Source organism: Cytobacillus gottheilii, assembly GCF_018582665.1.
GTDB classification, from domain to species: domain Bacteria; phylum Bacillota; class Bacilli; order Bacillales; family Cytobacillaceae; genus Cytobacillus; species Cytobacillus gottheilii.
In genome coordinates this window covers 2,946,455-2,959,894 of the sequence record NZ_CP071709.1, presented here as the reverse complement: position 1 = coordinate 2,959,894, position 13,440 = coordinate 2,946,455, and the positions used below count along the sequence as shown (strand labels likewise).

15 protein-coding genes and 2 other annotated features are annotated in these 13,440 nt (G+C 40.2%); of the genes, 12 read left to right on the top strand and 3 right to left on the bottom strand.

Annotated elements, in window-relative coordinates; all coding sequences use genetic code 11:
• Positions 1–217 precede the first annotated feature (217 nt).
• The 6 genes from rnz (at position 218) to J1899_RS14640 (ending at position 5,431) form a co-directional block, all read left to right on the top strand.
• On the top strand, positions 218–1,156 hold the full coding sequence (rnz, locus tag J1899_RS14665) for a ribonuclease Z (protein ID WP_214474874.1): 939 nt from the start codon (positions 218–220) through the stop codon (positions 1,154–1,156).
• Positions 1,153–1,701, top strand: a complete 549-nt coding sequence (locus tag J1899_RS14660) for a histidine phosphatase family protein (protein ID WP_214474872.1) — start codon at positions 1,153–1,155, stop codon at positions 1,699–1,701. The genes rnz and J1899_RS14660 overlap by 4 nt, the downstream gene beginning before the upstream one ends.
• A gap of 51 nt (positions 1,702–1,752) precedes the next feature.
• A complete protein-coding gene (locus J1899_RS14655; RefSeq protein ID WP_151573167.1) occupies positions 1,753–2,118 on the top strand; it encodes a PH domain-containing protein in 366 nt (121 codons plus the stop codon).
• 161 nt (positions 2,119–2,279) lie between these two features.
• Positions 2,280–2,506, top strand: a binding site (T-box leader).
• Between the two features lie 124 nt (positions 2,507–2,630).
• Positions 2,631–3,974, top strand: coding sequence for a sodium-dependent transporter (locus J1899_RS14650; protein ID WP_214474870.1), 1,344 nt, complete (start codon positions 2,631–2,633; stop codon positions 3,972–3,974).
• A gap of 186 nt (positions 3,975–4,160) precedes the next feature.
• On the top strand, positions 4,161–4,466 hold the full coding sequence (locus tag J1899_RS14645; RefSeq protein WP_214474868.1) for a putative quinol monooxygenase: 306 nt from the start codon (positions 4,161–4,163) through the stop codon (positions 4,464–4,466).
• Positions 4,467–4,570: 104 nt separating this feature from the next.
• Positions 4,571–5,431 carry a phosphotransferase family protein gene (locus J1899_RS14640; protein WP_214474866.1) on the top strand — a complete coding sequence of 287 codons (861 nt, stop codon included), beginning with the start codon at positions 4,571–4,573 and terminating at the stop codon, positions 5,429–5,431.
• A gap of 87 nt (positions 5,432–5,518) precedes the next feature.
• On the opposite strand, the gene namA is transcribed toward J1899_RS14640, so the two are convergent.
• The gene (gene namA / locus J1899_RS14635; RefSeq protein ID WP_214474864.1) at positions 5,519–6,538 is read right to left on the bottom strand and encodes an NADPH dehydrogenase NamA; all 1,020 of its coding nucleotides are present in this window, start codon (positions 6,536–6,538) and stop codon (positions 5,519–5,521) included.
• A 77-nt stretch (positions 6,539–6,615) separates the two neighbouring features.
• Positions 6,616–7,446: a pyrroline-5-carboxylate reductase gene (gene proC, locus J1899_RS14630; protein ID WP_214474860.1), complete on the bottom strand. Its 831-nt coding sequence runs from the start codon at positions 7,444–7,446 to the stop codon at positions 6,616–6,618.
• A 51-nt stretch (positions 7,447–7,497) separates the two neighbouring features.
• Positions 7,498–7,722 (bottom strand) — a binding site (T-box leader).
• Positions 7,723–8,093: 371 nt separating this feature from the next.
• Between proC and J1899_RS14625 the strand changes: the two genes are divergently transcribed.
• From J1899_RS14625 to J1899_RS14605, 5 genes are all read left to right on the top strand, one after another.
• Positions 8,094–9,062 carry an MBL fold metallo-hydrolase gene (locus tag J1899_RS14625; protein WP_214474857.1) on the top strand — a complete coding sequence of 323 codons (969 nt, stop codon included), beginning with the start codon at positions 8,094–8,096 and terminating at the stop codon, positions 9,060–9,062.
• A gap of 96 nt (positions 9,063–9,158) precedes the next feature.
• Positions 9,159–9,947 carry an SDR family NAD(P)-dependent oxidoreductase gene (locus J1899_RS14620; protein ID WP_066443896.1) on the top strand — a complete coding sequence of 263 codons (789 nt, stop codon included), beginning with the start codon at positions 9,159–9,161 and terminating at the stop codon, positions 9,945–9,947.
• Between the two features lie 66 nt (positions 9,948–10,013).
• A complete protein-coding gene (locus J1899_RS14615) occupies positions 10,014–10,133 on the top strand; it encodes a DUF4023 domain-containing protein (protein ID WP_066443905.1) in 120 nt (39 codons plus the stop codon).
• Positions 10,134–10,292: 159 nt separating this feature from the next.
• A complete protein-coding gene (locus J1899_RS14610) occupies positions 10,293–11,006 on the top strand; it encodes a hypothetical protein (protein WP_214474854.1) in 714 nt (237 codons plus the stop codon).
• A 205-nt stretch (positions 11,007–11,211) separates the two neighbouring features.
• Positions 11,212–11,694: a hypothetical protein gene (locus tag J1899_RS14605; RefSeq protein ID WP_246586493.1), complete on the top strand. Its 483-nt coding sequence runs from the start codon at positions 11,212–11,214 to the stop codon at positions 11,692–11,694.
• Between the two features lie 81 nt (positions 11,695–11,775).
• Here the strand turns inward: J1899_RS14605 and J1899_RS14600 are convergent, their stop codons facing one another.
• Complete coding sequence (locus J1899_RS14600; RefSeq protein WP_066443912.1) at positions 11,776–11,982, bottom strand: YqzH family protein; 207 nt, start codon at positions 11,980–11,982, stop codon at positions 11,776–11,778.
• Positions 11,983–12,166: 184 nt separating this feature from the next.
• Here J1899_RS14600 and J1899_RS14595 point away from each other — a divergent pair, with 184 nt between their 5' ends.
• Positions 12,167–13,426, top strand: a complete 1,260-nt coding sequence (locus tag J1899_RS14595) for a Y-family DNA polymerase (RefSeq protein WP_066443917.1) — start codon at positions 12,167–12,169, stop codon at positions 13,424–13,426.
• Positions 13,427–13,440 lie beyond the last annotated feature (14 nt).

The window sequence follows — 13,440 nt, the reverse complement described above, 5'->3', positions numbered from 1 at the left end:
TTTTCATTAAAATTGGCTGTGGTATATGTATGACAATTTAGTAGCCTAAAATAATGTACCCACTCAAGTATAAAATTTTAGCCTTTTCTTGCAAAAACAGCAACCATTATGATCTTAGTTTTTGCATAATCTGATGAACTATCCGTGTCACTGCCGTGAAATGCCTTTGCAATTATAGTATGATAATTATAAAGAAAGGTACAAGGGAGGAGTTTATTTGGACATTTTTTTCTTGGGTACTGGAGCAGGAGTCCCTGCAAAGCCCCGAAATGTGACGGCCATTGCCTTAAAGCTTCTCGAGGAAAGGGGAGCCATCTGGCTTTTTGACTGTGGAGAAGCGACACAGCACCAGATCCTGCATACAAGCATAAAGCCGCGCAGAATTGAAAAGATTTTCATCACGCATCTGCATGGTGATCATATCTACGGCCTTCCTGGACTGCTTTCGAGCAGATCTTTTCAAGGCGGAGAAACGGAAGTCGTTGTATATGGTCCTAAGGGTTTGAAGGAATACATACAAATATCACTTGCGATCAGTCAAACATATTTGAAATATCCGCTTTCCGTTGTTGAAATCGAGCAGGGAACCGTGTTCGAAGATGATGAGTTTAAAGTGGAAGCAGAGCTATTGGAACATGGAATACCCTCCTACGGTTACCGGGTAACGGAAAAGGATCGCCCGGGCACATTGCTGGCGGATAAGCTGTTAGAGGACGGAATAAAGCCTGGTCCGATTTATAAAAAAATTAAAGCAAAAGAGAGCGTTGAGCTGGAGGATGGCCGCCTTATTAATCCACATGATTATATTGGCCCGGATCAAAAAGGAAGAGTCATCGCCATCTTGGGTGATACAAGAAAATGCGATGCAGCAGTTCGGCTGGCGCAAAATGCAGATTTATTAATTCATGAAGCCACGTTTTCTGCCGGAGAAGAGCAGCTGGCATATGACTATTTTCATTCAACTACCACCCAGGCAGCCGAAATCGCCGAGCGTGCTAATGTCTCAATGTTATGTTTAACACATATTAGTTCCCGTTATGAACGCAGTGAATGGAGAACACTCGAAAAAGAATCTCAGGAACTCTTCCCAAACACGGTCATTTCTGAAGATTTTAAAGAAATCCATATCGAAGCGAAAAAGGAGCAGATCCTATGAAAACCATTTATGTTGTGAGACATGCAAAGGCAGATGGTCAGCACTTTGATGCAAAGCTTACAGAAAGCGGCAAGGAGCAGGCTCATTTGCTTAAAAGTTTTTTCAAGGATAAACAGATTGAGATCATTTACAGCAGTCCTTTTATACGTGCAATCGAAACGATTAAGCCACTGGCACAAGAACGCGGATTGCAGATCGTGGAGGATGCGAGGCTGGGAGAGCGGGTGCTTAGTTCCGAAATGTTTCCGGATTGGCAGGACAAATTACAAAAGAGTTTTGATGATTTTGAGCTTGTGTATGAAGGGGGAGAATCACAAACCTCTGGCATGAAAAGGGCTCAAGAGATGATTCAACATGTTTTAAAACTGCAAGTAAACAGCATTGTCCTTGTTAGTCATGGCAATCTAAGCACCTTGCTGCTTCGGTATTTTGACCAAAAAATTGGTTTTAAAGATCTAATGAAGATGAGCAATCCAGATGTATTTGAAATTACTGTAGAGAATGAGAAAACGGCACTGCGCAGACTGTGGGAGGAACAGCGATAGTCAATAACCTATGCCGCCTAAATATGACAGTTACGGGAGTGATCTTGATTTATGGCAGAAATGAATACAATTATGGCTTGGACCTTTCATGAAGAAGTGCCGGTGCCCGAAGATGTCCAGCATCTATTAGTTGAGGGTGAATATGCAGAGACGGCGTATAAAACCATCCGCGATGTTGCCGTTATCACAAACAAACGGCTGATAATTGCAGATCGCCAAGGAATCACAGGCAAGAAAACAGAGATATATACCATTCCTTTTAAATCAATTGTCATGTATTCCACCGAAAACGCTGGCAGGCTTGACTTTAATGCCGAGCTTGAGCTGTGGACCAGAGCGGGGCATTTTAAATTGAATTTAAACAAAAAAGTAGATATTCGAAAGCTCGATAAGCTGATTGCCAAATATATTTTATAAAAAATGATTCTGAAATAAACCTATTATTGTATCTGTATTCATAAATGGGCATCAAGCTTGTTTGTATTTTTATTAAAAGAATCGAATATTTTCAAAATTTTATCATTGACTCTTACTGCACTCCATACTATAATCACACTTATACTTTAAAACACCATATGATTTAAGCGATGATAAGAATCCTATTAAGTCTTATTTCCCTGTTATAGAGAGCCGGCGTTTGGTGAAAGACCGGCACATAAATAAGATGAATTTCACTCTTTGAGCTTTCCTTGTCTATTACGCGCGTGTTATTTCTGACAAGGCGGTTTTAACCGTTATATTTTCGAGTGGAAAGTCACATGCTTTCAAAAAGGGTGGTACCGCGTGCAGTTTGCACGTCCCTTTCATGATGCATGTGGCTTTTTTGTGTTTTCAGAAGTATAAATACAACTAGGTCACTAGCATGGCCCTTTTAGGCTAGCCAGAGGCAGGTTTAAAAAAGATAGAGGAATAATTAAGGAGGAACACACATGCAGCAAAATGAGCAATGGTCATCAAGAATTGGATTTATTTTAGCTTCTGCAGGATCAGCCATCGGGCTTGGAGCGATATGGAAGCTTCCGTATGTAACGGGAATGAGCGGTGGAGGCGCATTTATTCTTTTATTTGTATTGTTTTCTGTTTTAATCGGTTTGCCGCTGCTGCTTGCAGAGTTTATCGTTGGACGAAGCACTGGCAAGGAAGCCATTTCAGCATATAAGCAAATTGCACCAAATACGAAATGGCATTGGATTGGCTATTTAGGAGTGTTTGCCTGTTTTCTTCTTTTGTCCTTTTATAGTGTAATTGGCGGCTGGATTGTTCAATATTTGTATTATGCAGTGACCGGAGTGGGAAGCAGCTATGAGAATGGGTATGAGGAATTGTTTAATCAAGCTGTTTCAAATCCATACACAGCGATCGGAGCTCAAGCTCTGTTTCTAATCTTAACCGTTCTTGTTATTTCAAGAGGAGTGCAAAATGGAATTGAAAAAATGAATAAAGTGTTTATGCCTGCTTTATTTATTTTATTTGTCATTTTGATTGTACGCTCTTTAACATTAGAGAATGCAATGGAAGGTGTGTCTTTCTTTTTAAAGCCAGACTTTTCAAGTATTACGTCTGAAAGTGTTCTCTATGCAATGGGTCAATCATTCTTCTCTTTAAGTGTCGGGGTATCGGTTATGGTGACGTATAGTTCGTACTTATCGAAAAAAGAGAGCCTTGTACAGCCGGCTGTTTCTGTAGTAGGGATGAATTTATTTATTTCAATTCTATCTGGTTTAGCGATTTTTCCAGCGGTCTTTTCGTTAGGCTTCGAACCCGCACAAGGTCCAGGATTATTGTTTATAGTTCTGCCGTCTGTCTTTAATGAACTGATGTTTGGACAAGTATTTTTACTTTTATTCCTTCTATTATTCTTGTTTGCTACGCTTACCTCTGCGTTCTCCATGCTGGAAATCGTCGTCGCGGCTATCACAAGCAAGAACCCTGGCAAGTCGAGAGGGAAAATGGCCTGGTTGATGGGAGCAGCAATTTTTATTGTCGGTATTCCGTCAGCGCTATCTTATAGTGTGTTATCAGACTTTATGATTTTTGGAAAAACTATTTTTGACGGTGCTGATTTCCTTGTCAGCAATATACTTATGCCAATTGGTGCTTTCCTTATCTCTATTTTTGTATCTTTTAAAATGAAGAAAGATCTTTTGACTAGCGAAGTCGTTCAAGGATCAAAATCTTTACATGGCCTGTTTAAGGTTTGGTTTATCCTTATTCGATATGTTGTTCCACTCGTTATTATTATTGTATTTTTGGATGTGCTAGGAGTCATTTAATACGTTTATCCACATTACGGCGTACCAATTCTGTAGAATTGGTGCGCTTTTTGATTTATCTGGTTTCCTGAAACATACTGATTGTAATTAAAGCAACGAAGTTTACGAAAAAGATAAAAATATTTTAAAGGATATTTGATTTGTTTGGAGAAACAAACTGCGATAGTCAAAATAAGGAGGCACATTATGAGCAAATACAGTTTGTTTGGCAAGTTTACTGTAAAAGAAGGCGAGCGTAATACGATGGTGGAAATTTTGCTGGAAGCAGCAGATTCCATGAGGGATTTGGATGATTGCGAAATCTATCTAGTGAACACCGCTGACGGCGAACCTGATTGTGTATACGTGTATGAAGTGTGGAGTAGCGAAAACGCTCATCAAGCCTCTCTAAAGCTTGAAGCAACTCAAACGTTAATAAGCAGAGCGAAACCAATTATTACCGGAATGGAGAGGATCAGCACGTTAAAGACAATGGGCGGTAAAGGAATCTAAATGTAGCCGGCTGTTATAGTTTTTGCGGCTGAGGTGCTGTTTCGAAACTTTTAAAAACAGAACCATATAGCAGTACGCCTGTTGAGGGAATAGAGGTGATCTGAATGTTAGACAAAATAATCAGCCAATTTGGTGTGCAACTATTGTCTGTTAATGAAGCTGCTGATTCTTTTAGTTCGGCCGTATATAAATGTACACTGCTTAATGGAGAGACTGTTTTTATAAAAATTCCTTATACCCAATTGAAATTTCAGCGGGAATTGGAGGCCTATGAAATTCTGAAAGGTCAAGTAGCTATTCCTGAAATGCTCGATTATTGGTCTGGAGATGAGGAATGTCCTGGCGCTTTTCTATTATCACAATTAAAAGGGAATGTATTAACTGAGGAAGCTTCAACACAAGTTGCCTTTCAGGTGGGAGTCATTCATGCCAAAATGCATTCCGTACAGCCTCCCGCTTGGAAAGTGCTGACTGGTTTGAAAAATGAATTTCCAGACTGGCCGATTTTTATTGAAAAGCAATTTAATAGTTTTGCCGAGGATGTAAGAGAAGTGCTGGATAAGGATTTATACAATAAAGCTATATCAAAGTTTCTGAAGATGAAGCAGGAACTTCCTTCAGCAGATGGACCAAGCTTTATACATATGGACTTTCGCCCAGCTAATATTATAGTAGATCATGATAAGGTTTCAGGCATACTCGATTTTGAAAGTGTACGATTTGGTTCCACCGAAATTGATTTTACTAAACTATACCGTGATTTTTTAAGTTTGGATTCTGAGAAATACAAAGCATATAAAGACGGCTACAATAGTGTCAGAACCTTGATTGATTTAGAGGCAGTATTGCCTTTTTATCGTTTTACAGATGCGTTTAATAGTATCGGCTGGTGCAAACGTCGCGGAATGAAGAAGAATGCTGTTTTTTATGAGGAAAACCTGGAAATCTTAAAAAAGCTACTGTAATACCATTTTTGTGAAATAAGATAAACGCACAGCAATGTTATACTGTGCGTTTATCTATGTAATCAACTATTTTACTGATAAATTATTTTACAGCCAGCCTCGCTCATACTGCTTCGGCGATTCAATCTCTGCGCCAAGTTCTTTGGCTGCTGTACGCGGCCAATAGGGGTCGCGCAGCAATTCCCGTGCAATAAAGATCATGTCTGCACGGTCGTTTTGCAGGATTTCTTCAGCTTGGATGCCGGTCGTGATTAGGCCGACTGCTCCAGTTGCAATGTTTGCACCGTTTTTAACCGTTTCAGCAAATTTCACCTGATAACCTGGATAGCTATGTATCCTTGCAGGAACCACTGCACCTGAGCTGACATCAATTAGATCTGCCCCTTGCTCTTTTAGCCATGTACAGAATGTGACATAATCTTCAGGTTTCAGCCCTTCCTCATGGTAATCAGAAGCGGAAATACGGACGAAGAGAGGTCCATCCCAGACTGTATTAACAGCTTCCATAATTTCCTTCAGGAATCGGTAGCGGTTTTCAGCACTGCCGCCATATTCATCTGTTCTTTTGTTGGATAGAGGAGAAAGGAACTGGTTAATTAAATATCCATGTGCTGCATGAATTTCAATCACATCAAATCCAGCTTGCTTGGCGCGCTCTGCACCCTTGCGGAACGCGTCAACAGTCTCAACAATATCTTCTTTTGACATTTCCAGCGGCTGCTTCATTTGATCATTAAAGGCAAGCGGTGATGGAGCAATAATGTCCCCATCAATGACAGCTTTTCTGCCTGCATGTGCTAGCTGAATGCCTGAAACAGCACCATTTTCCTTCATTAATGATGTTAGCTCCCGCAATCCTTCGACCTGTTCATCATTCCAGATGCCTAAATCCTGCTGAGAAATTCTGCCTTGCGCCGTTACGGCTGTTGCTTCAATAATGATTAAGCCAACCCCGCCGACTGCTCTCGTTGTATAGTGAGTACGGTGCCAGTTTTCTACCTTGCCGTCTTCATTATGGCTTGAATACATGCACATTGGTGCCATGACAATCCGGTTTTTCATCGTGACATTTTTAATTGTAATTGGTGAAAAAAGCTTTGTGCTCATTGCTTTGCCTCCTTTTTCATTCAATAATCCAAGTATAGCAGGAGGGCGTGCAATTGGAAAAAATTCAGCTCTGCCGTCTACACTTTTACTTTGCTGCTAAAGTTTTCACCAAGCTGCTTTGACCGCTCCGCAGCTGTTTTAATACAATCAATAACCGATTGCTGCACCTCATTTGCCTCTAGCACCCGTATGCCAGCTTCTGTTGTGCCTCCTGGACTTGTAACGGCTTTGCGCAATTCTTCTGGTGTTTTGTGTGACTTTTTCAGCATTTCGGCTGCGCCGATCAGCGTTTGGATAATGAGTCCTTTTGCCATTTCATCATCAAGTCCAATTTCTTTTGCGCTTTTTTCCATGGCCTCAGCAAGATAATAAACATAAGCTGGACCGCTTCCTGATAACCCTGTAACAGCATCCAGCTGTTCTTCTTCCACGATCGCAGTGAAGCCAATGGTCTCAAAGATTTTCTTGCATTTTTGCATTTGCTGCTCTGATACCCGTTCATTGATGGCCAATGCGCTTGCTGATTTTCCGATGGCAGCAGATGTATTTGGCATGGTTCTTATAACAGCCAGTTCTTTTTCGGCCAGCTGCTCGATGCTGCTGATGGATACACCTGCTAAAACAGAGATAATCAGCGTATCAGAGGTTAAATGGTCTTTAATCGCACGAATTGCGTCTGCCGCATCCTTTGGTTTCATGGCTAACATGATAGCGTCAGCATCTGTAAAGATCTGCTGCATGTCATACCCTGTCTTTACATGGTAGTTTGAACTCAATTCCTCTAACTTTTCCTGATTGCATTTATTCGTTACATAGATTTGCGAACTCTTTAAAAGGTTACTTTCCAAAATGCCCGCGATAATGGCTTCTGCCATTGATCCAGCACCTACAACAGCAAGCTTTTTCATAATTTTTGCTCCTTTCGTTTGCTTGATAAAAATAAAAAGTCCCTTCATCCTGTAAAGGACGAAAGGACTGATCTTCCGTGGTACCACCTTCATTTGCTTTTTACCATGCAGCATGTAAAAAGCATCTCAATTTCGTTAACGCCGAAACACGGTAGCAGGTTTCCCTGACAGCTCATAAGCAGGTTCAATGGTCAAGGGGGCAATGAAGCCTTTCAGCCGGTGGGCTCCACTCTCTTTTGCGCTTTTCCATTTACTAGTCTTATTCATTGCTTTTGTTATTTAGTTTTAGGGTGTTAGTGTATTCTGCAGGTATTCTTTATAGAAGTTCTTCAGAAGTTTTTTATTTAGCTTCTGTTTTGGAGTGTTTAATTTTTATAATATTGTGGATTTTTACAGTGATTATCTAAGAAACCACTTAAGTTGTCAAGGGATAAATGGTTAATTAAATGTAAATGCTTACTTCATACCTTTTATTATTATGTGAAAATAATGACAATTACTCGGAAGAAAGGTAAACTAATTTCATACATAAAATTTATAAGAGTAAATATGTTGTAATGTATTTGGACCAGAAACAAGACATAGAGATTCTGCGCATGGTTCCCCAAATGAACCAAATTATATAACCATAATAAAGGGTGATGATCGTGATAGGATGGAAAAATGGAGTGGCTAAACTTACAGTGCCAACACCTTTTCCTGTTGGTGATGTTCATGTTTATGCTATTAGGGGAGAGAGGATGACTTTAGTTGATGCCGGCCCAAAGACAGAAGAGGCATGGCAGGTTTTGAAAAGCCAGCTGTGGGAACTGGGTCTTACACCGGATGATATTGAACAAGTGATACTGACACATCACCATCCCGATCATGCAGGTCTGCTTGATTATTTCCCTAAGGAACTCCCGGTCTATGGGCACTTTTTAAATGAAAGATGGCTTAATCGCACAGATGAATTTTTACAGGCACATGATGATTTTTATTTTAAATTATTTGCAGAGTTTGGAATTCCTGAGAAATATAAAATGGTGATTCCTTTATTAAAAAGATCATTGCGCTTTGCATGCAGCCGCTCTTTAACAGGCGTGCTGGAAGAGGGAGATTCCATTCCGGGACTTGAAGGCTGGACTGTCATTGAAACACCAGGCCATGCACAAAGCCATATTGGCTTAATCCGCGAAAAAGATGGAATTTTTATTGGCGGTGACCACTTGCTTGCACATATTTCAGCCAATCCATTATTAGAGCCTCCGCTTCTGGGCAGCAATGAGCGCCCCAAGCCACAGCTTCAGTTTAATGAATCTCTTGAAAAATTGAAGCAGCAGCCGATTTCATTGGTCTATCCTGGTCACGGTGAAAATATTGAGAATGTAAATGAATTAGTTGATAAACGCCTAAGACGTCAGCATGAGCGTGCTATGACGGTAAAAGAATGGCTTGAAGAGGAAGCGCTTACGGTTTTTCAAGTGTGTAAACGGCTTTTTCCTTCTGTTTATGAAAGAGAGCTTGCCCTAACTCTTTCCGAAACCATTGCCCAGCTTGACTATTTGCAAGCATTAGGGGAAATTAGTATTAATAAAGAAGCAGCAGCATTTCTTTATACTTGTGTGAAAGGATAATTTAGCTGCACAAGGAAAAAAATCAGTGCATTGGCTAACTAAGCCTGTGGTTTTGCTGGCTTGTTTCTTTACTATGCTAATTGAGGTGATTTACTTTTGAGTTTAAAACATAAACATATTGTCATAACAGGAGCTTCTGGCGGCATCGGCGCTAAAATGGCTGAGCTTTGTGCAGAGCAGGGAGCCCGTCTTGTTTTACTTGCCCGAACTGTCAGCAAGCTTGAGCAAATGAAGGCAGATTGGGAAGCGAAATATGGTGCAGCTATATCTGTTTTTGCTTTAGATGTTTCCGATACAGATCAAGTTCAGGCTGTTTTTGAGCAAATACATAAGGAAATTGGCCATGTAGACATTCTTGTAAACAATGCTGGATTTGGCGTTTTTCGCCATGCGCATGAAGTGCCGATGGATGAAGTAAAGACCATGTTTGCTGTAAATGTCTTTGGACTGATCTCTTGCACAAACGCAGTGCTTCCTGCCATGCGGGCAAGGAGAAGCGGGCATATTATCAATATTGCATCACAGGCCGGCAAAATTGCGACACCAAAATCCAGTGTTTATTCTGCAACGAAACACGCAGTCTTAGGGTTTACAAACAGTCTGCGGATGGAAGTAGCGGAAGCTGGCATCCATGTCACAGCTGTTAATCCTGGACCGATTGCAACCGATTTTTTTGCAACAGCTGATACAGAGGGCACATATGTAAAAAATGTCCAAAGATATATGCTGAAGCCTGAGTATGTTGCACAAAGAATTGTAGCCGCAATGGAAATGCCTGTCCGTGAAATTAATCTGCCAGGCTGGATGAATCTCGGCAGTAAAATATTTGCGCTCTTTCCGGGATTATTTGAAAAAGCCGGCAGGCGTGCCTTTAATAAAAAGTAATGCATCTGTATGAACTTCACTAATCAGGATACATTAAAAATGAATTCTGAAAAGGGGGACTTTCATATGGATAATACACACGAATTTGTTGAAAAACTGCACGAAAGACAGGAAAAAGCCAAAAAGAACGAAGAGCGTCAAGGTAAGAAGCACGCTAGCGAAAAGCTTCCGAATAAGCAGCACTAATCATGAAGGTAAATAAGATCTCATAAACTCCACCTGAAAAGACCGCATTTATATGTGGTCTTTTCACATTTAGAATTATATAGTGAAGAAATTAGTATTTATAGTAAAATGATTATAAGGATTTTGACATGATATTTGGAATTTATAAGAGGTGAACTCGTGAAGAAAAAGGTGGTTTTAGGAAGTTTATTGCTTATTTTAATTTTGGTTATTTTCTTGAATGCTTTTCAATTTTTTACACGCAGCGCCAATTCAGATTTATTGTCTGATTTAGAAGGGACGATTTACTTTACCGAAAGAGTTGATGGTGTATTAACATTATTTAAATCGGATGCCTCTTTACAACACAAAGCCTTAGTATATAGCCATAACGGGAAAGGAAATGATGGTTACGGAGATTTTAATCATAATATTATCGATTTTTATTATGATCGTATAAGTGAAACGTTTACTTTTATTGCAATGAATAACGGCTCTTGGAGCTTGTTTTCCCTAAAAGAAGGAGAAAGCAATCCGACTGTACTCCAAGCAGATGTAATGGAAATGGACACGGACTATCTGCAGAACGAGAATCAGGATCTTTCTGTTGCTTCCAAAAAAGGGTCCCTTTATCTTTCTGAGAACGGAAACGAAAGCATACTTAAGAAATTTAACGGAATTTATGATGAAAAATTTACAGGCTATGACTCTATTGGATTTTCACCAAATGGAAACTATTTAGTCTATCGTTCGATGGAACACTTTACGCCAATCGGGACCATTTTAGAAGGGATCTTTGCTGACTCTGTGGGCAATACTTATATATTGGATCTATCGACAAGAGAGAGTACTAAATTTATAGATGCCCATCAAATTCAATGGGTTATGGATTAATGAAGAGTAGAATTTGAAAAAAGTACTGCACACAAAGCAGTGCTTTTTATCTTGCGTGATTTAATAGAAAAGTGATTTTTTAATCATTGCGCTGAATGTTCGATATTTAATCAACATTCTAGGTTGGTGTTGCAAGTGGAGACGCATGAAAAATAAGTGAAACTTTAAAAAGTAACATTCGTCAAATCAGTAAAGGAGGGATATTTTGAGATTAAAAATGATTTTAGCATTATTTATCATTTTAATAATGGGTTGTTCAAATAATGTTGCAGATATAGGAACTGAAGACTTAAACAGTGAATTTCCTCCAACTATGACAGGGCTAATTATCATTAACGGGATAGAGCATCAGATGGAAGAGGGAGGTTATCACTGGGAAAGAAAAAAAGGTTTAGAAACAGAAGTAGTGGCAACAGACCACGCCTCGCCTTATCAAATCGCAGACCACATGAAACCAATTAGCGTTAACCCTAATGAAAAAGTGGAGATTATGATTGAGGAAAATCCAACTATTACAGTTTATTTATGGAATGAAAATGGAAGAGAAAAAGAAATCGAACAAAATGCTAATCAGATAATTGTGCCCTCAAGTAAAGGGAAGTATATCTATGAAGCCTTAGCAGAATGGGCTAACGGAACGGTTTCCTACACATTTGTTATAGACATTCAGGCAGATGCAAAAAGATAAGTCTATAAGTGAAGGGGAAACCTTATTCATGGTTTCCCTAATTTTGTTTAAAATCCCACCCGCATTAAAATGCATCAGATCTTAAAAATACGGCGAACCCGTTACATATCCATACACAATATCGCTGACAATATCATGCAAATCCGTTTCAGGTTCATCTTTTTTTACTGTCATAACCTTCTCATAAATCTCCGCAAATTCTGTGCTTTCGCAGGGAATTGAATCCTTCTCCCAGTTATATTGTCCAAGGCAGCTTTGCACCATTTTATATACATACCGTCTTTCCACTTTGTGTCACCTCTTGTTTATTATAACGGCTTTCTGTCTGGCAGCAGAGGGGGATATAAGAAATTCGTCGTAAAATTTCCATTGAAAACGAACGTATATTCGCTTATCATAATGGGTATATATAAACAGAACGAGTGTTCGTTTTAAAAAGTATTATATGTGTAAGCAAGGTGGAGGGACCTCTATGGTGGATTATCGTTCATTGCCGCAAGGGCAAATCTTATGCATTGATATGAAGAGCTTTTATGCAAGCTGTACGGCTGTCATGCTGGGGCTTGATCCGCTGAACTGCTATCTTGTGATTGCCGGCAACCATGAGCGCAAGGGAAGTGTTGTACTTGCCGCATCTCCAAAGGTCAAGAAGGAATTCGGCATCAAGACGGGTTCGAGACTTTTTGAAGTTCCGAACGATCCGCGCATCAGGATTGAAGAGCCGAAGATGGCAACGTACCTGCGGGTTTCGACTGAAATTACACGTGTATTTAACCGTTATGTGCCAAAGGAGGACATTCATACGTACAGTGTGGATGAAAGCTTTTTGAAGGTTGACAGTGTCTTGCATTTATGGGGAGACGCAATCACCATTGCGGAAAAGATCAAGGATGACATTGAACGGGAATTTCAGCTTCCATCCGCAATTGGGATTGGTCCCAATATGCTGATGGCAAAGCTATGCCTTGATCTCGAAGCAAAAGGAAAAGGCATAGCAGAGTGGACGTACGATGATGTGCAAACGAAGCTTTGGAATGTCTCTCCTTTAAGAGAAATGTGGGGAATTGGCCGCCAAGTAGAAAAAACACTGAACAGCATGGGGATTTTTTCAGTCGGCCAGCTGGCTCGCTATGATTTGAAAAAGCTTGAGAAGAAATTTGGTGTTATGGGCAATCAGCTTTATTTTCATGCATGGGGTGTTGATTTGTCTGAGATTGGGGCTCCGATTATGGAAGGGCAGATTAGCTTTGGCAAAGGTCAAATTTTATTAAGAGATTATAAAGAAGAGCATGAAATTAAAAATGTGATACTGGAAATGTGCGAAGAAGTAACAAGACGGGCACGTGCACACCGCAAAACAGCCCGGACGATCAGCTTTGGAGTTAGCTATAGCAAGGATGAACTCGGAGGTGGCTTTTATCGTTCAAAGACGATTGAGCGGCCGACAAATATCACGATGGATGTTTATCATGTTTGTCTGGAGCTATTTCAGCAGTTTTATGAAGGGAAAACGGTGCGGAAGATTACGATGTCACTAAGCAATATTGAGGATGATCATGAATTGCAGCTGAGCTTATTTGATTTGGATGAATGGCGCAGAAAAAAGCTTGGCTACACAATGGATGGAATCCGCAGGCGCTTTGGATCGGCTTCTCTTCTTCGGGCGGTTTCCTATACAGAGGCTGGCACAGCAAGGCATCGCGCAAAACTCGTAGGCGGGCATAAAATGTAACAAGGACAAGGGGT

Bases quoted from the DNA above. Each gene is read 5' to 3' on its own strand.
- J1899_RS14655 (WP_151573167.1), top strand. From the start codon at position 1,753: ATGGCAGAAATGAATACAATTATGGCTTGGACCTTTCATGAAGAAGTG.
- J1899_RS14645 (WP_214474868.1), top strand. From the start codon at position 4,161: ATGAGCAAATACAGTTTGTTTGGCAAGTTTACTGTAAAAGAAGGCGAG.
- J1899_RS14615 (WP_066443905.1), top strand. From the start codon at position 10,014: ATGGATAATACACACGAATTTGTTGAAAAACTGCACGAAAGACAGGAA.
- J1899_RS14660 (WP_214474872.1), top strand. From the start codon at position 1,153: ATGAAAACCATTTATGTTGTGAGACATGCAAAGGCAGATGGTCAGCAC.
- namA (WP_214474864.1), bottom strand. From the start codon at position 6,538: ATGAGCACAAAGCTTTTTTCACCAATTACAATTAAAAATGTCACGATG.
- J1899_RS14595 (WP_066443917.1), top strand. From the start codon at position 12,167: ATGGTGGATTATCGTTCATTGCCGCAAGGGCAAATCTTATGCATTGAT.
- J1899_RS14640 (WP_214474866.1), top strand. From the start codon at position 4,571: ATGTTAGACAAAATAATCAGCCAATTTGGTGTGCAACTATTGTCTGTT.
- proC (WP_214474860.1), bottom strand. From the start codon at position 7,446: ATGAAAAAGCTTGCTGTTGTAGGTGCTGGATCAATGGCAGAAGCCATT.
- J1899_RS14650 (WP_214474870.1), top strand. From the start codon at position 2,631: ATGCAGCAAAATGAGCAATGGTCATCAAGAATTGGATTTATTTTAGCT.